At 69.1% G+C, this 19,749-nt stretch carries 16 protein-coding genes and 4 pseudogenes; 11 read left to right on the top strand and 9 right to left on the bottom strand.

Annotation, left to right across the window (positions count from 1 at the left end; genetic code table 11):
* The 3 genes and pseudogenes from ASJ79_RS29215 to ASJ79_RS29205 form a co-directional block, all read left to right on the top strand.
* Positions 1–172: pseudogene (locus ASJ79_RS29215) on the top strand (hypothetical protein); the annotation flags it as partial.
* A gap of 335 nt (positions 173–507) precedes the next feature.
* Positions 508–999, top strand: coding sequence for an ImmA/IrrE family metallo-endopeptidase (locus ASJ79_RS29210; protein WP_067963024.1), 492 nt, complete (start codon positions 508–510; stop codon positions 997–999).
* A complete protein-coding gene (locus tag ASJ79_RS29205; RefSeq protein ID WP_067963021.1) occupies positions 996–2,183 on the top strand; it encodes a hypothetical protein in 1,188 nt (395 codons plus the stop codon). Before ASJ79_RS29210 ends, ASJ79_RS29205 begins: the two co-directional genes overlap by 4 nt.
* A gap of 21 nt (positions 2,184–2,204) precedes the next feature.
* Here ASJ79_RS29205 and ASJ79_RS29200 read toward each other — a convergent pair whose 3' ends face one another.
* The 3 genes from ASJ79_RS29200 to sodN all read right to left on the bottom strand — a co-directional run bounded on the left by ASJ79_RS29200 (position 2,205) and on the right by sodN (position 4,201).
* A complete protein-coding gene (locus ASJ79_RS29200) occupies positions 2,205–2,603 on the bottom strand; it encodes a helix-turn-helix transcriptional regulator (protein WP_011782790.1) in 399 nt (132 codons plus the stop codon).
* Positions 2,604–3,082: 479 nt separating this feature from the next.
* Positions 3,083–3,616: a peptidase gene (locus ASJ79_RS29195; protein WP_067963019.1), complete on the bottom strand. Its 534-nt coding sequence runs from the start codon at positions 3,614–3,616 to the stop codon at positions 3,083–3,085.
* A 162-nt stretch (positions 3,617–3,778) separates the two neighbouring features.
* A complete protein-coding gene (gene sodN / locus ASJ79_RS29190) occupies positions 3,779–4,201 on the bottom strand; it encodes a superoxide dismutase, Ni (protein ID WP_067963016.1) in 423 nt (140 codons plus the stop codon).
* Between the two features lie 23 nt (positions 4,202–4,224).
* Here sodN and ASJ79_RS29185 point away from each other — a divergent pair, with 23 nt between their 5' ends.
* Positions 4,225–4,566, top strand: coding sequence for a S26 family signal peptidase (locus tag ASJ79_RS29185; RefSeq protein WP_255374779.1), 342 nt, complete (start codon positions 4,225–4,227; stop codon positions 4,564–4,566).
* A gap of 13 nt (positions 4,567–4,579) precedes the next feature.
* Here ASJ79_RS29185 and ASJ79_RS33535 read toward each other — a convergent pair whose 3' ends face one another.
* Positions 4,580–4,738, bottom strand: coding sequence for a hypothetical protein (locus ASJ79_RS33535; protein WP_197420427.1), 159 nt, complete (start codon positions 4,736–4,738; stop codon positions 4,580–4,582).
* 391 nt (positions 4,739–5,129) lie between these two features.
* On the opposite strand from ASJ79_RS33535, the gene ASJ79_RS29180 reads away from it, so the two are divergent.
* Genes ASJ79_RS29180 through ASJ79_RS29170 form a run of 3 tightly spaced genes read left to right on the top strand, consistent with a single transcriptional unit; the run spans position 5,130 to position 7,340 of the window.
* Complete coding sequence (locus ASJ79_RS29180; RefSeq protein WP_067963013.1) at positions 5,130–5,471, top strand: rhodanese-like domain-containing protein; 342 nt, start codon at positions 5,130–5,132, stop codon at positions 5,469–5,471.
* 14 nt (positions 5,472–5,485) lie between these two features.
* Positions 5,486–6,514: a DUF4328 domain-containing protein gene (locus tag ASJ79_RS29175; RefSeq protein WP_067963009.1), complete on the top strand. Its 1,029-nt coding sequence runs from the start codon at positions 5,486–5,488 to the stop codon at positions 6,512–6,514.
* A 4-nt stretch (positions 6,515–6,518) separates the two neighbouring features.
* Positions 6,519–7,340 (top strand): glycerophosphodiester phosphodiesterase, encoded by an 822-nt coding sequence (locus tag ASJ79_RS29170; protein WP_067963006.1) that lies wholly within the window; start codon positions 6,519–6,521, stop codon positions 7,338–7,340.
* On the opposite strand, the gene ASJ79_RS29165 is transcribed toward ASJ79_RS29170, so the two are convergent.
* From ASJ79_RS29165 to ASJ79_RS29155, 3 genes and pseudogenes are all read right to left on the bottom strand, one after another.
* Positions 7,337–7,891 (bottom strand): ferritin, encoded by a 555-nt coding sequence (locus ASJ79_RS29165; protein ID WP_067963003.1) that lies wholly within the window; start codon positions 7,889–7,891, stop codon positions 7,337–7,339. The two genes, ASJ79_RS29170 and ASJ79_RS29165, sit on opposite strands and share 4 nt — an antisense overlap.
* A gap of 126 nt (positions 7,892–8,017) precedes the next feature.
* Positions 8,018–8,950, bottom strand: coding sequence for an LCP family protein (locus tag ASJ79_RS29160; RefSeq protein WP_067963032.1), 933 nt, complete (start codon positions 8,948–8,950; stop codon positions 8,018–8,020).
* Between the two features lie 67 nt (positions 8,951–9,017).
* Positions 9,018–11,585 (bottom strand): annotated as a pseudogene (locus ASJ79_RS29155) (type I polyketide synthase); the annotation flags it as partial.
* A gap of 237 nt (positions 11,586–11,822) precedes the next feature.
* Here ASJ79_RS29155 and ASJ79_RS29150 point away from each other — a divergent pair.
* The 4 genes from ASJ79_RS29150 (at position 11,823) to pe (ending at position 19,258) form a co-directional block, all read left to right on the top strand.
* Positions 11,823–13,244: a condensation domain-containing protein gene (locus ASJ79_RS29150; RefSeq protein ID WP_067963029.1), complete on the top strand. Its 1,422-nt coding sequence runs from the start codon at positions 11,823–11,825 to the stop codon at positions 13,242–13,244.
* 24 nt (positions 13,245–13,268) lie between these two features.
* A complete protein-coding gene (locus tag ASJ79_RS29145) occupies positions 13,269–16,259 on the top strand; it encodes an RND family transporter (protein ID WP_067963001.1) in 2,991 nt (996 codons plus the stop codon).
* Positions 16,260–16,341: 82 nt separating this feature from the next.
* A complete protein-coding gene (locus ASJ79_RS29140) occupies positions 16,342–18,069 on the top strand; it encodes an AMP-binding protein (protein WP_067962999.1) in 1,728 nt (575 codons plus the stop codon).
* Between the two features lie 61 nt (positions 18,070–18,130).
* On the top strand, positions 18,131–19,258 hold the full coding sequence (gene pe / locus ASJ79_RS29135) for an acyltransferase PE (RefSeq protein WP_067962997.1): 1,128 nt from the start codon (positions 18,131–18,133) through the stop codon (positions 19,256–19,258).
* 12 nt (positions 19,259–19,270) lie between these two features.
* On the opposite strand, the pseudogene ASJ79_RS29130 reads toward pe, so the two are convergent.
* Both ASJ79_RS29130 and ASJ79_RS34620 read right to left on the bottom strand, forming a co-directional pair.
* Positions 19,271–19,621, bottom strand: a pseudogene (locus tag ASJ79_RS29130) (GAP family protein); the annotation flags it as partial.
* Positions 19,622–19,749: pseudogene (locus ASJ79_RS34620) on the bottom strand (hypothetical protein); the annotation flags it as partial.

Below are 19,749 nucleotides of genomic sequence, written 5' to 3'. Positions count from 1 at the left end.
GGCGCCCAACAAGATGAACACCGGCGGCGTGCACGGTTCGGCGCTCGGCGCCGACGAGGTGGCGGCCACCAAGAAGATCCTGGGCTTCGACCCCGAGAAGACCTTCGAGGTCAGCGAGGACGTGATCCCCCACACCCGCGGCCTGGTTGGCCGCGGGCGGGGGGCCCGGGCCGCCCGCCGCCGCACCCCGTCTGATCACTGAGACACCGCCGCCCCGGCAGTCCGCCACGCCGACCGCGAGGGCCGATCTCGCGCTGCCCGCGTCCTACCGCGTCGGCTACGGCGATTATCTGCGCGGGGCGGGGTTATCACAGATTGCGGCCCTGGCTGTCCCGGGACTGTTCGGGCTGCTGGTCCTCACCGGGGCCGGCGGCCTGGTCGGCTACCGCCAGGCCAAAGCCGGACAAGGAGTGCGAACGAGCGGGATCGCACGTTTCACGAACTGACAGATCCGCCCGTCCCGCCGGGACGGGCGGCGCATAGTGAACTCCACCGAGAGGAGGATTCATGCCCGCGAGCCGCACCGTCACGCGAGCGGTCAGTGAGGTGCTCGACCTGGCCCCGCGGCGAGGTGAGGTGTCTCTGCCTCGGCTGGTCGAAGCCGTCAGCGAAAGCCGGGGCCGGCCCATCGAAGTCGCGACGGCCGAGCTGCCGCCGGGGGTGTGCGGACAGTGGCGCCAGTACGCCGAGCGTGACGTCTTCCTGATCCAGCAGGGCCTGCCCGCCTGGGATCGCACCCTGGCCCACGAACTGGGGCATCTCGTCCTCGGCCACGAAGGCATCCCCGTGGTCCAGGCGGCGCAGGAGAGCACCGAGCTGGCCAGCTCGGAGCTGATCGGATACATGCTCAACCAGCGCACCGGCTGCATGGGGCCCAGCGGCGAGGACGCCGAACAGGAGGCCGAAGACTTCGCCGCGCTGCTGATCTACCGACTGGGACGGCTGCCGTCGGACCGTTCCTCGATTGTCCAGGTCCGTCTCGGAGAGGCGTTTGGTTGATCATCTGGGTGATCGCCGGTCTCCTCGGACTGGCCACCGGCCTCCGCATCGGCTGGGCGCTCGCCAACAAGCAGTCCCTGGTGAGCACCGCGATGATCCTGGCCCTGGGCAGCCTGGGCTTCGTCGCCGCGCTCCACTGGCAGCCGCTGACGTTGTTGATCGACACGCTGCTGCGCTGGCCCAATATCTCGATGGGCCTGAGCCAGGCGGCGCTGGTGGCGTGCGCGGCCGGCAGCTGCGTGATGATCACCACGGTCTCGTCGAGCCGCTCGCCGTCCACCGCCAAGCGGATCGCGATCGCCCAGTACGGCGTCGCCGCCGTGATTGCGGCGGTCAGCCTCGGGTTCTTCCTGGCGTCGGGTCAGCAGCCGGAGATGTCACCGGAGGAGTATCTGAGGCGCAATCTCGGCTCCGGCGGGAACGCGTTGCCGTGGCTGCTGCCGCTGTTGTACGTGCTGCTGGCGCTGAGCCTGGTGGCCTGGGCGGGGTTGCGCCACTCCAACCGGACGCGGCGGGGCCGGGCGCTGTTCGTCTTCACCGTCGGCATCGTGCTCATCGTGCTGGCGCTGGCGTTCATCCTGTTGCGTGCGGTCGGTACCACCGGCCTGGTCGGTGTCGGTGCCGCGGCGACACTGCTGGGCTGCGCGATGCTGATCGTGGCGGCCGGGTCGCTGCTCCCGAGCCTGGAGGACTGGGTCGGGGCGCGCCGGGAGCTGCACACGATCCAACCGCTGCTCGACGAGCTGGGGCGCCGGCACCCTGACGTCGGGATCGGCGTGCGTCCGCGCGGCCCCCTGGTGTTCCGCGTCGCCGAGCGGATGTCGCTGATCTCCGATGCGCTGTTCCTGGAAGCGACCGCCGCCGACGGTGCGCTGCGGCCGGTCGACAGCCGCGGCTCTGACGTCGCCGACCTGGACGAACTCGTCGAGCGGACCGAACTGGAAGCTCCTGATGTGCCGCCCACCGAGCAGGCCGCCGCCATCGCCGCCTGGATCTATGACGGGCGGCACGGCGCGGCCGGTGACGCCCGCGAGAACTTCCCCGGCCTGGCTTGGCTGCGCCAGCCTGTCACGTACTCCGATCGCGAGTGGATCCTGGAGATCGCGCGCGCGTACCGCGGGTTGACCGCGGGCGCCGAGAACGCCGTCCCGGAACACGCAGGCGGTGGCGCGGTTGCCGACTGAGGGTCGGGAACCGCAGACAGGCTAATCGTCGAGGTTTTCGCGCCGACGCAGTTCGTCGACCTTCTGCACGATGTCCTGCTTGGCTTCCGCGGACAGCCCGACGGTCCTCGCCGCAATCCGGCGAACCCCTTCGTCCCGCATCCCGGCGAGCAGCGTCAGCTCCTTGTCGAGCTTCTCGTAGTACTCGTCGTCGGTGAAGTACGCGGGCTTGATACGGAAGAAGTTGGCAAGCGCGGCCATCGTTGCCACAGATGGGTTGGTGCGGTTGCCCGACCGCAGCTGGGACAGATAAGGCGCGGACATGGTGACGCCCTCGGCCTTGAGCGCTGCGATCACCTCCGCCGAGGTGTGCGGCCCCCGTCCGGGCGGGTAAACCGTGTCGAACAAGCGGTTGAGGCGAGCGGCAAACGTATTGCTCATCGGATTGACCTCCACATACAGGCGAGCGGATTCATAGGGCGGCGTATTTGCTGATCATCGTAGCGAGAGTTGTGGCCACAACCAAGTGCAAACCGTGTCAAAGTCAACTCGGTGAGCAGTGTGGTGTGCCGCTGCTGGTGTGAACGGCGTCAAGATCCGCAACTCGCACTGCCATAATACGGTGCGGTTAAGCAAATACTAACGGCCTCGTAGCCAGCATACGCGCGTCTTTACGGTAGCTGCGATCACATAAGTTGCCTCATGTGCGGCCGGCAACGGAGGCCTCCCCGGTTCCTGGCGCCGACGAGGTTTGCTGGATGCGCTGTCGGCGGAGGTCGCCGCGGTGGGTCGGAACGCGCTTCGCGCCATGTGGCGCGGCAAACGCCGGTGATGTCGGGGCGGAACGCAGCCGATGAAAGTGTCAGTAGCCAGTGGCAGGCCCGGAACGACCCCCAGGGGCCGGCGCGCGATCGGCCCTGTCAAGCGGCGAGGAGCATCGCGAGGATCGCGGTGTCGGGGTGGCTGATCGGATCCACCCCGACCCGGCTGACCATCGAGGTCACCGTGCCGTCGGACTCCGCCTCGACCCACGCCGCCCGGTGTTCCAGACCCAGGTGGGGCAGGCCGGGCAGCAGCACGCAGCCCGACGCCGCGCCGGTGCACTCGGGAAGTGACGGCGTGGTCTCCGACGGCGGATGCAGCATCATCAACGCCGGCGGCTGGCGATCGGCGAAATGGCCGGGCGGCACGGCCGAGTCGCCGACCACGGTGCCCTCGGCGAGCACCAGACCGACGGTGCCCGGCTCCGGCTCGTCCGGCAGTTCCTCGCGCACACCGAAAATCGTCGTGGTGGACAACAACCCGGGCAGGGACGCGACACGGACGGCCACCATGAGCAGTTGTGCCCATTCCTTGGTGGAGTCCGGCCAGCGGCCCGAGACGACGAATCCCTTCAAGGACCCACGTGAGTGAAACGGGGCGATCTCGATCGCCCGCCCGGACCCGAATTCCATTCCGCCTCCTGGCATCCAGACCAATGCCCGACACGTCCCTGGGTCGATTCGGACAGAATGCGGCAGAAAGCCGTTGGCACGCAAGAGGACACGACTGCTAGTCGGACAAACAAAACCCGGCTCGGTCTGGGACCGAGCCGGGTGTCGTTGTCAGCAGGGATGTCAGGCAGGCGGGTAGACGCCCATCTGCTTGCCCTTGTCGGTCTGCCAGAAGATGTCGGCGATCTCGTCGATCGTCTTGAGGAGCTTCTCGGCCACGGCCACGTCCAGCGACTTCTTCACGTCGCCGGCACCGTGCACACCTTCCCAGAACAGCTGGTGCAGGTTCGGGAACTGCTCGAAGTGATCCTTGGTGAAGAAGTCGGCCCAGAGCACCATCAGGTGGTGCTTGACCTCCTCGGCCTGACGCTCCTTGATGATGATGGCGCGGGTCTTGAAGTGCTCGTCGTCGGAGTCGTGGTACTTCTGGATCGTCTTGAGGCAGGACAGCGCCTCGATCTTGGCCTGCGCGGGGTCGTAGACGCCGCAGTACAGGTCGCAGTGGGCATGGGCGGGCGTGGCGTTGGCGAACAGTCGATGCAGCATGGTCCCTAACTTACCCTTAGCCCATGCCGGGAAGCCATGGGCCACGGTGGTGCGGGTTGCGCTGGCCGATACGCCGTTTCGTGGTGGTCGAGGACTCGATGCTTCCCACGCTCAAGCCCGGCGACATGTTGTTGGCATGGCGTGACGGCAGGCCCCGGGAAGGCCAACTCCGGGTCTTCCGGCACCCGCACAAGTCGACCCGCTGGCTCGTCAAACGCGTCGCAGACGTCTACGGCACCGTGTTCGAGGCGCGCTCGGACAATCCGCGGGCGGCCGGTGCGAGCGATTCACACGACTTCGGACCGGTGAGCTCGGCGGAGACCTATCGCGTGTTCTGGCGGATGCCGGGACGCCGCGGCGGGTAGGTGCGCCGGTCGGTCAGTACAGGACGATCAGCGCGAGAACGCCGAGGAGCACCAGGGCGATGAGCCCGGCGCGCAGGAACGCCATCAGCTGGCTGCGGGTGTAGACGCGCGTGGAGGAATGCCACTCGGACGGCTGGAAGGCCGACCCCGAATTCATCGAAGACGACGCCATCAGATGCTCCTCGCCTGCACGCTGTTACCTCCCCCAACTCACCGGTTCAGTGAGATCAGTCACAAGTCCGCTCGTGTGACGGCGATCATAACGCTTGATCTTCGCCGCGACGAAATCGTGTACGGAGCGCTGCCCGTCCGCGAAAAGTAGTTAGCAGATCGAGGCATTTCGCTCAAGGCGATCATGACCTGTTGATCGCGGTCCACGACTTAGGTCCAGGTTATCCACAGCACAGCGGTCCGCCGCCCGCTGCCGACTAGCTCATGGCCCCGGCGGCCGACGCACGGACCTGTGGATGAACTTGTGGAAACTGTGGATAGTGGACCGGTCACCGGTATTGCTGCCACGTCGGATCCTGGCCAGTCGGGCGGGCACGTGCCAGCATGAGGTCATGGATGACACGGAGGTGCCGCAGGCGGCGGTCGGCGACGTTCCGGTCGACTTCGACGAGACCGTGGTCCTGCTGGACGTGCGCGAAGACGATGAGTGGCAGCGCGGTCACGCGCCCGGCGCTCAGCACATCCCGATGGGCGACGTACCCGCCCGGCTGGCGGAGATCGACAGCCGGGCGCAGCTGTACGTCGTGTGCCATGCCGGCGGCCGCTCCCAACGGGTAGCCCAGTACCTGGCCCGCAACGGCTACGAGCCGATCAACGTCGCCGGCGGGATGCTGGCCTGGGCGGGAGCCGGACGTCCGGTGGTCACCGACAGCGGAGGGGCAGGCACGGTCTGACTTACTCTGGTCCGATGATCCAAGTGTGTTCCCAGTGCGGGACGCGGTGGAACGTGCGCGACCGGCAGCGGGTGTGGTGCCCGCGCTGCCGCGGCACGCTGCTCGCTCCGTCGGGTCACGCTTCCGGACAGGGCTGGGACCCGCGCCAGAACCCGCCCCGTGACCTCGAACGTCAGGGACAGCGGTTACCGTCCGGCTATCGCTGGGTGGCCGTGCGGCCGGGCGCGCCCCCGCGGCCCCGGCGCGTGCGCCGTGACCTCGGGCCGACACCGCGGTACCAGACCATCCCGCGATGGGGTCTGGTCGAACATTTCGACGCCCCGGTCGAACAGGCCGTCCAGCAGAAGGGGCCGTCGGCGACCGCGGTGCGCAGAACGCTGGTGGTGACGACGGCCGTGCTCGGCGCCGCGGCGTTCGTGCATCTGGTCCGCTACATCCTGTTGATCATCAACCGCTCGGTGCTGCTGAACCCGTGGATCGCCGGTGCGGCCACCTGGGGCGGCGTCGCGGTGAGCGTCGTGGCCGCGTTCATGACGGTCGCGAGCGTCATCGTCCTGATGAACTGGCTGATCGCGCGCCGGGCATCGGCGTTCGCCCACCACGGCCACCAGGAGCCGAGGCCGGGGTGGGCGCTGCGGCTGGGCTGCCTGGTCCCGTTCGTCAATCTGCTCTGGGCGCCGGTGTTCGTGATCGAACTCGCCGGCACCGAGGGCCGACTGCGCTGGCTACAGCGGTCGATCCTGCTCTGGTGGCTGCTCTGGGTGGCCAGCACCGTGGTGTCGGTCTTCGCGATCGCGACCAGCTTCACCGCCGATCCGCAAGGCATCGCGGACAACACCGTCACCACGATCGTGGCGTACCTGGTCGCCGGCGCGGCGCTGCTGGCCGCGCTGCGGGTGTTCCTCGGTTTCGAGCGTCAGCCGGTGGAGCGGCCGTCCCACCGGTGGGTGATGGTCGAGGCCATCCGCGAGAGTTCGGAGAACTCCGAGAACGCCGAACCCGCGCGTTCGGTTGAGAGCAACGGCGAAAACCCGGCAGCATAGCGGCATGAGCTCCGGCGGGACGTGCGGCGGTCATCCCTTCGTGGTCGCCCACCGAGGTGCCTCGGCCGACCGTCCGGAGCACACCCGGGCGGCCTACGAACTCGCCCTCGAGGAGGGCGCGGACGCGGTCGAGTGTGACGTCCGCCTGACCCGCGACGGGCATCTGGTGTGCCTGCACGACCGCAGGCTCGACCGCACGTCGAACGGGTCAGGGCTGGTCAGCGAGATGACGCTGGCGCAGTTGCGCGACCTCGACTTCGGTTCCTGGCATCCCAGCTGGAAAGCCGACGGCAGCACCGGAGACACCGGACTGCTGACCCTCGACGACCTCGTCGCGCTGGTCCTGGACTGCAACCGGCCGGTGAAGATCTTCATCGAGACCAAGCATCCCGTCAGGTACGGCGCGCTGGTGGAGAGCAAGGTGTTGGCGCTGCTGCACCGGTTCGGCATCGCGTCGCCGGCTTCGGCCGATCTGGCCAGGGCGGTGGTGATGTCCTTCTCGGCGGCGGCGGTGTGGCGCATCCGGCGCGCCGCGCCGATGCTGCCGACGGTGCTGCTGGGGGAGACGTCGCGTTATCTCGGGGGAAGCGCGGCGACCACGGTGGGAGCCACCGCGGTGGGGCCGTCCATCGCGACTCTGCGTGAGCACCCGGAGTTGGTCGACCGCGCCGCCGCGCAGGGCCGCGCGCTGTACTGCTGGACCGTCGACCACTACGAGGACGTGCAGTACTGCCGCGACCTCGGTGTGGCCTGGATAGCGACGAACCATCCGGGCCGCACCAAGTTGTGGCTCCAGACCGGTCTGACCGGCGCCGAACGCGACTAGAGCGCGCCGCCTGCGGCCTTGGGCGCCGACGGGTCGGCGTCCGGCGCGGAGATCTCGCGCGCGACGTAGTCCTCGAGGTGGAACAGGTCCGATCCCGCCCGTTCGGCGATGCGCACCAGCGTGCTCATCAACGCGACCTCTTCGACCTGCTCCTTGAGGAACCACTGCATGAACTGCTCACCGAGGTAGTCACCCTCGTCGCGCGCGGTCGCGGCCAGCCTGCTGATCTGGTCGGTGACAGCACGCTCCAGTTCGAGCGCGAGGCCGATGGCGTCCCGCGGGGTCTCGAAGGAGTTGCGCACCGGATCGACGGCCGGGATCTCGGTCTGCACGCCGCGGTCGATCAGGTACTGCACCAGCATCATCGCGTGATTGCGCTCCTCGATCGACTGGCGATAGAAGAACTTGGCCAGCTGCGGCAGGTCGGAGCTGTCGAAATACACCGCGACGGCGAGATACTGCTGAGAGGCTCCGAGTTCGCTGCGCACCTGGTCATTGAGCAGGCTGTGGAACTTGGTGTCGAGTGCATCGAAAGCGGCGGTGGAAGTCATGGGCCAACAATAGACCAGGTCAAGATTGGTTTTCAGCAAAGGTGACCCTTACCGAGGGAAGCTTTGCCTTAGTAAGGTTGACCATTGTGACGCCGACAACAAAATTTGCTGGGGTGTCAGCGGTGGTCAGGGGTTCCCGGCGTCCAGCACGTCCTGCGGCACAGGGGTGTCGGACGCCAGCGCGGAGAACAGCCGCTGCGCGGCGTCGCTGTCCCATACCACGATGGACCCGGACCCGTTGGCGGTGAACTCGCCGATCGGCACGGTCACGTTGGTGACGTCACCGCGCAGTGCCCACGCCAGCCGGGCGAGGTCCCACACGTGGTCGCCGTCGCCGACCGTCACGGTGTCGGCCGCTGCCTGCAGCATCGGATACCACCGCAACGGGTTGAGCAGTACGGCCGGGCTGGCGGCGCGCTCCACCAGCGCGCTCATGAACTGTCGTTGGTTGGCCATCCGGTCCAGGTCCGCACGGGGGGTGGCGCGGGAACGCACGAAGCCCAGCGCCGACCGTCCGTCCAGCCGCTGGCAGCCGGCCGGTAGATCAAGGCCCGCCAGCGGATCGCTGATGGGCTCGGCCGGGCACATCGTCACCCCGCCGACGGCGTCCACCAGTCCGGCGAAACCTCCGAAGCCGATCTCGGCGTAGTGGTCGATGCGCAGGCCGGTGGCCGTCTCGACGGTCTGCGCGAGCAACTGCGGACCGCCGAGGGTGAACGCGGCGTTGATCTTGTCGCTGCCGTACCCGGGGATCGGGATGTAGGAGTCGCGCGGGATCGACACCATGGTGGCGGGGATCGCGGCGCCCAGCCCGGGCAGGTGCACCAGCAGGATCGTGTCGGTCCGGCTACCCCCGAGGTCGCCGCCGGTGGACAACTCGGCCTGCTGTTCGGGCGTCAGCCCCTCGCGGCCGTCGGAGCCGACGAGCAGCCAGGTCGTGCCCGCGCCCGGTGCCGGACGGTCCGGGTGATCGGTGAGGGCGGGGACGCGGGTGAGCGTCGAATCGACCCACAGGGCTGCGGCGACCGTGCCGACGACGACCAGCAGCACGAGCACCAGCGCGACGTGCACGATGCGGCGCAGCCGCCGGGGTTTCCTGCGGGGAGGAGGCGGTGGCGCGGGAACGATCCGATGTTGCCGCGGGGGTGGCGGTGGCGGCGGCGGTGTTGCGGCGCAGCGACGTGATCACCCGGGGAGTGGTGGCCGGGTCGGGCCACGCGCCGAGGGCCGCGGCGGTCAGCACCGGACGGGGGCCGATCTCCACGAGCAGCTTGCAGTTCAGCTCGGCGAGGGTGCGCACGCTCTTGGCGAACTGCACCGGTTGCCGGGCGTGCCTGCGCCAGTAGGCGCCGTCGAGCTTCACGCTGCGGCCGAGCGCCGCGCCGGTCCGGTTGTCGATCAGGATCCGTTGCGGGGCCGCGAACGTGAACCGCTGGGCGTACGACTCGAACTCGTCGAGGATCGGGTCCAGCAGCGCGGAGTGGAACGCGTGGCTGGTCTCCAGCCAGTCGCACCGGATTCCGTCGGCGGCCAGCGTGGCCACCGCTCTCTCCAGATCGGCTGCGGGACCGGATAATACGGTGTTGGCGCCGTTGTAGGCGGCCACCGACAGGGCCGGGAAGTCGTCGGTCACGGCCTCGACCCGCTCGGCGGCGGTGAACACCGCGACCATGCGGCCCCCCGCGGGCAGACCGCCGAACAGCCGGCCGCGCTCGGCCATCAGCAGTGCGCCGTCGGTGAGGCTGAACACGCCCGCGACACACGCCGCCGAGTATTGGCCGACGCTGTGGCCGAGCACCACGTCGGGTTCGAAACCCCACGACTGCCAGAGCCGGGCAAGACCCATCTCGACCGCGAACAGGGCGGGCTGGGCGTAGCTGGTCTGCCGCAGTGTCTCTTCACCGTCCCGGCTGTCCAGGTCGAAAATCACGTCCAACAACGGCTTTTCGAGCACGTCCGCGACCGCTTCGGCGCACTGGCGCACAGTGTCGGCGAAGACCGGTTCGGTGTCGAACAGTTCGCGGGCCATGCCGGGGTACTGGCTGCCCTGACCGGTGAACAGCCACGCCGTCTTCGGCGCCTCATAGCACTCGCCGCGGACCAGGCCGGGCGCCGGGCGGTCGTCGGCCAGCGCGCCGAGCAGTTCGACGGCGGACTCCCGGGAGTCCGCCACCACCGCGGCCCGGTGTTCCAGGTGCGCCCGCGCCGTGCCCGCGGTGAAGCACACGTCGGCCAGGGTGGCCTCGGGGTGGTCGCGCCACCAGCTGCGGTACCGCCCGGCCAGCTGCACCAGTGCGGCGGGCGTGCGCGCCGATAGCGGAAGAACGCTGAACCGCTCGGCCCGTTGGGGTTCCGCGGCCGGCGCCACGGTCTGCTCGGGGGCTTCTTCGAGGATGACGTGTGCGTTGGTCCCGGCGAACCCGAACGAGCTGACCCCGGCGATGCGTGGCCGGCCGTTGCGCTCCCACGGCGTGGTCTCCCTGACCACCTCGACGGCGAGCCGTTCCCACGGAATGTGCGGCGACGGGTTCTCGAAATTGAGATGTTTGGGCAGCGTCGCGTGTTCCAGCGCCAGCACGACCTTCAGCACACCCGCGATGCCGGCGGCCGCCTCCAGGTGCCCGATGTTGGTCTTCGCCGAGCCGATCAGCAGCGGCCGGCCGGGTTCGCGTCCCGCGCCGAGCACCTCGCCGGCGGCCTGCACCTCGATCGGGTCGCCGAGGGAAGTCCCGGTGCCGTGTGCCTCCAGGTAGTCCACGTCGGCGGGCTCGACACCGGCTCGTCTCAGCGCCGCGGCGATGACCTGTTGCTGCGCAACACCGTTCGGTACCGTGAGGCCACCCGATGCCCCGTCCTGGTTGACCGCGCTGCCCCGGATCACGGCCCGGATCCGGTCGCCGTCGGCGAGCGCGTCCTCCAGACGCTTGATCACGATGACGCCGCAGCCCTCGCCGCGCACATAGCCGTCGGCGGCCGCGTCGAAGGTCTTGCACCGGCCGTCGGGTGCGAGCATGTGCGCGTTGGAGAACGTGATCATCGTCGCCGGCGTCAGCAGCACGTTCGCGCCGCCCGCCAGGGCCAGATCGCACTCGCCCAGGCGCAGCGCCTGGCACGCCTGATGGATGGCCACCAGCGACGAGCTGCACGCCGTGTCGACGGCGACCGCGGGTCCCTGCAGACCCAGCCGGTAGCTGATCCGGCCCGCCGCCGCCGCGTTCGACGTCCCGATGGCCATGTAGGCCTCGATCTCCGGGTAGGTCAGCTCGTCGGAGGCCATCCCCAGGTAGTCGTGGGTGGCCAGCCCGACGAACACGCCGGTGTTGGTGTTCGCCAACGAGGTGGGCGCGGTGCCCGAGTGCTCCACGGCGCGCCAGGCCGTCTCCAGCAGCAGTCGGTGCTGGGGGTCCATCAACCTGACCTCGCGGGTGGACATGCCGAAGAACGGCGCGTCGAAGCCCGCCACGTCCTCGACGAAACCGGCCCGACGGGTCACGACCTTGCCGGGTGTGCCGGGTTCAGGGTCGAAGAAGTCGTCGACGTCCCAACGGTCCTTCGGCACCTCGGCGATCGCGTCGCGCCCGTCGCGCAGAACGTCCCAGTATTCGCCGGCGTCCGACGCGCCCGGGAGACGCGCGGCGTAACCGACGATCGCGAACCGTGGAGCTGGGTCGTTCCGTTGTTCGCCGGATCCCATGCCGCTGACCTCCTTGCTCGACGTGAAATGCGACTACACGGGACACCCGTCGCGCCGAAGACCCACTTCCCCCGACGGACACTATGGCATGGAGGGCTACCGCGCGTGCGGTGTTGCCCGGCGGGGATATGGCGGACGCCCGGCACCCGTGGCCCGGGCCGGTATATGTTGATCCGGCAACGGCCCGATGCCGCGTTCTCCAAGCGGCCGGGCGGGAATCATCGGAAGGGTCAAGATTTGCGCATCGGCAAGATCACGGTTGGCGCACTTGACGAATGGTCGCTCAGTTCAGGCGCTGTGACGTCCTGGCACCCGACGGCCGCGGCCGTGGACAAGGCGCGCCGGGCGCCGCGCAGCACAGTGCCGGTCAGCTACATGCAGGGGCAGCATCTGCGCAATTTCTGCGAGCGGACCGCCGCGGGGCTGACCTTCTCCCGCCAGATCATCGCCAGCTGCGAGGTGCCCGGGGAGTGCGACATCGCCGCGATGGACCACGCGGTCAACGCGTACCTGCGCCGGCACGATACGTTCCGCAGCTGGTTCGCCCAGAGCGGCGACGGCGAGTTCGTCCGGCACGCCCTCGAGGATCCGGCCGACATCGAGTTCGTGCCGATCGAGCACGGCACCATGACCGTCGACGAGATCCGCGACCATGTGGTGGCCATCCCGAGCCCGCTGGAATGGGGCTGTTTCACGTTCGGGGTGATCCAGAACGACGGGCATTTCACCTTCTTCGCCGCGATGGACCACGTGCACGGCGACGCGACGCTGATCGGCACCACGATGCTGGAGGCCAACGGCATGTATTCGGCGCTGAGCGGCGGTGGTGAGGCGCTGACACTGCCGGACGCCGGCAGTTTCGACGACTTCTGTGTCCGCGAGCGTGAGCACACGTCGGCGCTGACACTGGATTCGCCCGAGGTGCAGGCCTGGATCGAATTCGCCGAGAACAACGACGGCGGCTTCCCCGAATTCCCGCTTCCGCTGGGCAACCCGAGGGAGTCGACCCGTAGCGACATGACCTCCGAACTGCTGCTCGACGACGCGCAGACCGGACGCTTCGAGGCCGCGTGCACGGCCGCCGGCGCGCGGTTCGTCGGTGGCCTGTTCGCGTGCCTGGCCCAGGTCGAACACGAGCTGACCGGTGCGTTGACGTATTACGGCCTGACGCCGCGTGATTCACGCTCTGCCTCCGACAACTTCATGACGCAGGGCTGGTTCACCGGGCTGATCCCGATCACGATCCCGATCGGAGCGGCGTCGTTCGCCGACGCCGCCTGGTCGGCGCAGACGTCGTTCGACTCGAACCTGAACATGGCCAAGGTGCCGTACTACCGGGTGCTGGAGTTGGCGCCGTGGCTGAAATGGCCGGACCCGAATTTCCCGGTGTCGAATTTCCTGCACGGCGGCGCGGCCCCGCTCAACGCCATTCTCGCCGCCGGCGAGATGGGCTTGGCGAACAACATCGGCATCTACCCGGACGGCCGTTTCTCGTACCAGCTCACCGTGTACATCTTCCGCTACGGCGAGGGCACCGTGATGGCCATCATGCATCCCGACAATCCGGTCGCCCGCAAGTCGGCCACCCGTTACATGCTGGCGATGAAGTCGGTGTGCGCGCTCGTCGCCGACCGCGGGCACTGGGGGCGCGTCGCATAGCGTGGCATCGGGGGTGAGAACGATATGCGGCGGCTAGCCGATGTGGTGGTGCGGTGGCCCTGGGCGGTCATCGGCGTCTGGGTCGCGCTGGCGCTTGCGCTGCCCGCCTCGTTTCCGTCGCTGGGCGAAATGGCCGAGAAGAACCCGCTGGTCATCCTGCCCGCCGACGCCCCGTCGAGCGTCACCGCCCGGAAGATGGCCGAGGCGTTCCAGGAACCGGGATCGGACAACCTCCTCGTCGTCGCGTTCATCAACGAGGACGGGTTGCGGCCCGCCGACGAGGTCACCTACCGCGAGGTGGTCGACGCGCTGCGCGACGACGTCACCGACGTGGTGTCGGTGCAGGACTTCGTCAGCACCCCGCAGCTGCGTCAGTTTCTGACCAGCGAGGACAAGACGACCTGGGTGCTGCCGGTCAGCCTGGAGGGCGAGCTCGGCACGCCGCGGGCCTTCGACTCGTTCAACCGGGTCGCCGACATCGTCAAGCACAACGTCGGTGACGGGCCGCTGGACGTGCACCTGACCGGGCCCGCCGCCACCGTCGCGGACCTGACGGTCGCCGGTGAACAGGACCGCCTGCCCATCGAGATCGCGATCGCCGTGCTGGTGCTCGGTGTGCTGCTGCTCGTGTACCGCAGCGCGGTGACCATGCTGCTGCCGTTGGTGACCATCGGGTCGTCGCTGCTGATCGCCCAGGGCGTGGTGGCCGGTTACTCGCAGCTGACCGGCTCGGGTGTCTCGAACCAGTCCATCGTGTTCCTCAGCGCGATCATGGCCGGGGCCGGAACGGATTACGCGGTGTTCATGATCAGCCGCTACCACGACTACCTGCGGTCGGGCGCCGAGTTCGATCAGGCGGTGAAGTCGGCGATGATCTCGATCGGCAAGGTCATCACGGCCTCCGCGGCCACCGTGGGCATCACGTTCCTCGTCATGAACTTCGCCCAGATGGGGGTGTTCAAGACGATCGGCGTCGCGGCGGCGATCGGCATCGGTGTCGCGTACCTGGCCGGGATGACCCTGCTGCCGGCGATCCTGGTCCTCGCGGGGCCGCGCGGCTGGATCAAGCCGCGCCGCGAACTGACCACGCAGTGGTGGCGGCGGTCGGGCATCCGCATCGTGCGCAGGCCGGTGCCGCATCTGGTCGCCAGCGTGCTGGTGCTGGTGCTGCTGGCCGGATGTGCGATCTTCGCGAAGTTCAACTACGACGACCGCAAGGTCGTCGCCGCGTCGGCGCCCAGCTCGGTCGGCTACGCGGCGCTGGAACGTCATTTCCCGATCAGCCAGTCCATCCCGCAGTACGTCCTGGTGCAGTCGCCGCGCGACCTGCGCAGCCCGCAGGCGCTCGCGGATCTGGAACAGATGGCGTCGCGCATTGCGCAACTGCCCGACATCGGCCTGGTCAGCGGCGTCACCCGGCCGCTGGGCGAGGTGCCCGCCGAGTTCCGGGCCACCTTCCAGGCCGGCATCGTCGGGGACCGGCTGGCCGCCGGCTCGGCCCAGATCGGCGAGCGCACCGAGGACCTCAACACCCTGGCCGACGGGGCCAACACGCTGGCCGACACGCTCGCCGACGTGCGCGCGCAGGTCAACGAGATCGCGCCGAGCCTGCAGACGCTGCTGGACGCGGTCACGCGGGTGCGTGTCGAGTACGGCGGGGAGCGGCTGGTGCGTGACGTCGAGACGGCGGCCAAATTGGTGCAGAGCGTCAACGAGCTCGGCCTGTCGATGGGCATCAACTTCGCCGCGGTGCGGGACATGTTCGGTTGGATCGGCCCGGTCCTGATGGCGTTGAACGGCAACGCGGTCTGCGACGCGAACCCGTCCTGCGTGAACACCCGCGCCCAGTTCCAGCAGTTGATGGACACGCGTGGGGACGGACGGCTGGAACGGATCAACACCCTGGCCGGGGAGCTGGAGGGGCTCGACGACACGCAGTCGCTGAACCAGACCGTCAAGACGTTGAACGCGGCGATGACGGACATCGTCGAGGCCGTCGACGAGCTGGGTCTGGACTCCCCGAGCGGCGCGCAGGCGGGCCTGAGGGACGTCCGCAGCGGCGCCGAGCGGCTGGCCGGCGGAAGCCGCCAGGTCGCCGGCGGCGTCGACGAACTCGTCGCGCAGATCAAGGTGATGGCCGCCGGACTCGACCAGGCCTCGGCGTTCCTGCTGACCATGCGCAACGACGCCGCGGCGTCGTCGATGGCCGGGTTCAACATCCCGGCCGAGGTGCTGGGCGCGGTCGAGTTCCAGAAGGCCGCCGAGGCGTTCATCTCGCCGGACGGCCACTCGGTGCGGTATCTGGTGCAGACCCGGCTGAACCCGTTCAGCCCCGAGGCGATGGATCAGGTCAACGCGATCAGCGACATCGCCGAGGGCGCGAAGCCCAACACCACGCTCGCCGACGCGTCGATCTCGATGGGCGGATTCCCCGCCTCGCTGCGCGACACCCGCGACTACTACGAACGCGACATCCGGTTCATCATCATCGTGACCCTGATCGTGGTGCTGTTGACATTGGCCGTGCTGCTGCGGTCGGTCATCGCCCCGCTGTATCTCGTCGGTTCGGTGGTGCTGTCGTACTTCGCGGCGATCGGCATCGGGGTGCTGGTCATCCAGGTGCTGCTCGATCAGGAATTGCACTGGAGCGTGCCACCGTTGGCGTTCGTGGTGCTGGTCGCCGTCGGCGCCGACTACAACATGTTGTTCGTGTCGCGCCTGCGTGACGAGTCCCCGCACAGTGTGCGCTACGGCGTCATCCGCACCCTGAGCTCCACCGGTGGGGTGATCACCGCCGCGGGGCTGATCTTCGCCGCGTCGATGGCCGGGCTGCTGTTCGCCAGCATCGGCATCGTGGTGCAGGGCGGTTTCGTGATCGGGGTCGGGATCCTGCTGGACACCTTCGTGGTCCGCACCATCACGGTGCCGGCCATCGCGGCGCTGGTCGGGCGCGCGAACTGGTGGCCCTCGCGGGTGACCGAACCCCGTGAGGACAAGGTCGGTGTGCATGGGTGAGGTATGTGAAACTACGACACGTGCCGGCCGCGGACCCATCGTGACTTCGACGCCTTCATCGGCGACCCCGTCGATCCTGTCGATGCTGCACGGGCGCGCCAGCATGCGCCCCGACGACGTCGCCTTCACCTTCACCGACTACCTGCAGGACCCGGCCGGCGTTGCCGAGAGCCTGACCTGGTCGCAGCTGGCGGGCCGGACCGTGACCGTGGCCGCGGAGATCCGGCGGCACGGCGCGGTCGGTGACCGCGCGGTGATCCTGGCCCCGCAGGGACTCGAGTACATCCTGACGTTTCTGGGAGCCATGCAGGCTGGTCTCGTCGCGGTCCCGTTGCCGCTGCCGCACCGCGGCTCCGGAGACGACCGGCTGGGGCCGATCCTGGCCGACACCGAACCCACCGTCGTGCTCACCACGTCGGCGGTCGCAGGCGACGTCGGTGACCACATCGCCCGGTCGCCGCTGGACACGACGCCGGCGATCATCGAGGTCGACGCGCTGAACTTCGCCGCCGTGGACCCGACGCCCCTTGCGCCCGTTGACGTTCCGGACATCGCGTACCTGCAGTACAGCTCGGGGTCGACCCGTCGGCCGACCGGGGTGGTGATCTCGCACCGTAACCTCACGGCGAATTTCGACCAGCTGATGCGCAGCTTCTTCGCCCGGTCCCCGCTGCCGCCGGACGCCACGCTGGTGTCCTGGCTGCCCTTCTACCACGACATGGGGCTGGTGCTGGGCGTCTGCGCACCGATCCTCAACGGCCGTCGCGCCGAGCTGACCAGCCCGGTGTCGTTCCTGGAGCGGCCGGCCCGCTGGATGCGCGCGCTCGCCGAGAACCCGCACGCCTGGTCGTCGGCGCCGAACTTCGCGTTCGACCTGGCCGCCCGCAAGACCACCGACGAGGACCTGGCCGGGCTGGATCTCGGCGGGGTGGTGGGCATCATCAGCGGTGCCGAACGTGTCGCGCCGGCCACCTTGCACCGCTTCGTGGACCGCTTCGCGCACTTCAACTTCCGCGACCACATGATGCGTCCCGCCTACGGTCTGGCGGAGGCGACGGTGTTCGTCACGACCAGCGTCTGGAACGAGTCCGCGCCGGCGTCGTACTTCGACGCCGCGGAACTGGGTGCGGGACGGGTGCTGCCGTGCGCGCCCGGCAGGGGTGCGTCCGCCGGGAAGGTCACCGCACTGGTGGAGTACCAGGTGCCGGTCTCCCCGTCGCTGCGCATCGTCGACACCGAAACCCGCCGCGAGTGCCCACCGGACTCGATCGGCGAGATCTGGGTGCACGGCGAGAACGTCGCCGACGGCTACTGGCGCGAACCGCCGGCGGCGCAGGACACCTTCGGCGCGACGATCGTCGAACCGTCGCCCGGCACCGAGGACGGGCCGTGGCTGCGGACCGGCGATCTGGGCTTCGTCCACAACGGCGGGCTGTTCATCGTCGGCCGGATCAAGGATCTGCTGATCATCCGCGGGCGCAACCACTATCCCGAGGACATCGAGGCCACGGTGCAGGCGATCACGCGGGGCCGGGTCGCGGCGATATCGGTTCCGGTGCGCAGCACCGAGGAACTGGTCACCGTGATCGAGCTCAAGCAGCCGGCCGACCGCGACGAGCACGCGAGCCACCGGCTCGGCGCGGTCAAGAGCGAGGTCACCGCCGCGATCTCCAACGCGCACGGCCTCAGCGTGGCCGACCTCGTGCTGGTGCCGTCCGGGTCGATCCCGACCACCACCAGCGGCAAGATCCGTCGCGCCGCGTGCGCCGAGCAGTATCGGCAGGACCAGTTCGTCCGGTTGGACGCCTGAGTTCGATGGGGCCGCGGGGTAAGGTTTCCGACCAGGGCAGCCGGAAGGGCGGGAGAGTGGATTGAGGCGATTTCTCGCATTCGGCACTGCGCTGACAACCCTCGGCGCCGCAGGGTGTCTCGGGTTCGGCATCGCCGCCGCCGACGACGCCCCACCGCCCGCGCCGCCCGCTCCGGGCGACGTACCGCCGATCGGCACCCCGGGCCGGGCCTATGCGCTGGGCGGCGCCCACGTGCTCGGCATCCCGTACGACGAATACATCATGCGCACGGGCGCGGACTGGTTCCCGGGGCTGGACCGGCAGATCGTCGACTACCCGGCCGGGCAGGTTCAGGGCCACACCCTGGAGCGGTTGTTCCCGGGCATCGGCGCCTTCGGCGACCGCTTTGCGCCCGGCCTCGGGCTCGACGGCCCCAGCGTCGGTGAGTCGGTCGACGTCGGCTCGCCCGACACCATCAAGGCGATCCGGGACGGCGGCCCCGGCACCGCGATCGGCCTGTCCGAGGGCGCCATGGTGCTCAACGACGTGCAGGCCAAACTCGCCTACGACCCGGCCGCCCCACCGCCCAGCGAGCTGAGCTTCGCGATGTACGGCGATCCGGTGGCCCGGCACGCGTTCGGGGAGAGCTTCCTGACCCAGGTGTTCCCGGTCGGCAGCGTGGTGCCGTCGCTCGACTACCGGATCCCGCCGCCGGTCGAAAGCCAATACGACACATACCAATTCGTCTCCGCATACGACAGCATCGCCGACTGGCCGGACCGGCCGGACAACTGGATCTCGGTCGCCAACGCGATCGTCGGCCTGGCCACCGGCCACACCGCGGTCGCGTTCACCGAGCCGAGCATGGTGCCTCCGCAGAACATCCGGACCACCGTCAACTCCAGGGGCGCCAAGACGACGACGTACCTGATCCCCGAGGAGCATCTCCCGCTGGTGCTGCCGTTCAAGTACCTCGGGGTGCCCAAGGAGACGCTGATCGAGCTGGACCGGGTGCTCAAACCGTATGTGGATGCGGGCTACTCGCGGCACGACGACCCGTTGACCGCGCCGATCACGGTCGACCCGGTGAACGGCTACGACCCCGCCGAGGTCACCGCGCCGGCCACCCAGGCCGCGTTCGGCGGCGGCGCGGACCCGGTGTCGCAGCTGCTGTCCGGGCTGCAGTACGTGCTGAACAATCCTCCGTAAGCCGGGCCGCCGTCACAGGCCTGCGAACCCGACGGCGAGCAGCACACAGCCGACCGCGGCCAGCAGCAGGGACACCCCGCGCCGGCCCTGGGCCCGCAGCCACTCGTACAGCGCTGACAGCGCCGCGCGGGTGCGGTCGGGAGCCACCAGATAGCACAGCAGCGGGATCTCCACGAGCGCGAACGCCACCACGTTGAACAGGATCAGCGCGCCGAACTGCACCGCGGCCGCGGCGCCGGACGCGACGATCAGTGCCAGCGCGGCCAGGTAGTCGACCGACGGCAGGGCCAGGCCCAGGCCCGCGATGCCCGCCGTCCACAACGAACGCCCGTCGAGCAGCCGGCGCGCCCGGGCCACCAGCGGCGCCAGCGCCTTGAGCACCACCGCGTCCAGTTCAGGGGAGATGCCGTTGTGCCGCTGCGACGGCGGCACCGGATCCTCCCGGACGTGCTGGTAGGCCACCGCGACGGGCGAGTCGCCGACGAACGGCG

Origin of the sequence: Mycobacterium sp. NAZ190054 (assembly GCF_001545925.1) — a bacterium.
Classification (GTDB): Bacteria; Actinomycetota; Actinomycetes; order Mycobacteriales; family Mycobacteriaceae; genus Mycobacterium.
The sequence above is the reverse complement of the archived record's forward strand: the minus strand, read 5'-3'. Positions and strand labels throughout refer to the sequence as shown.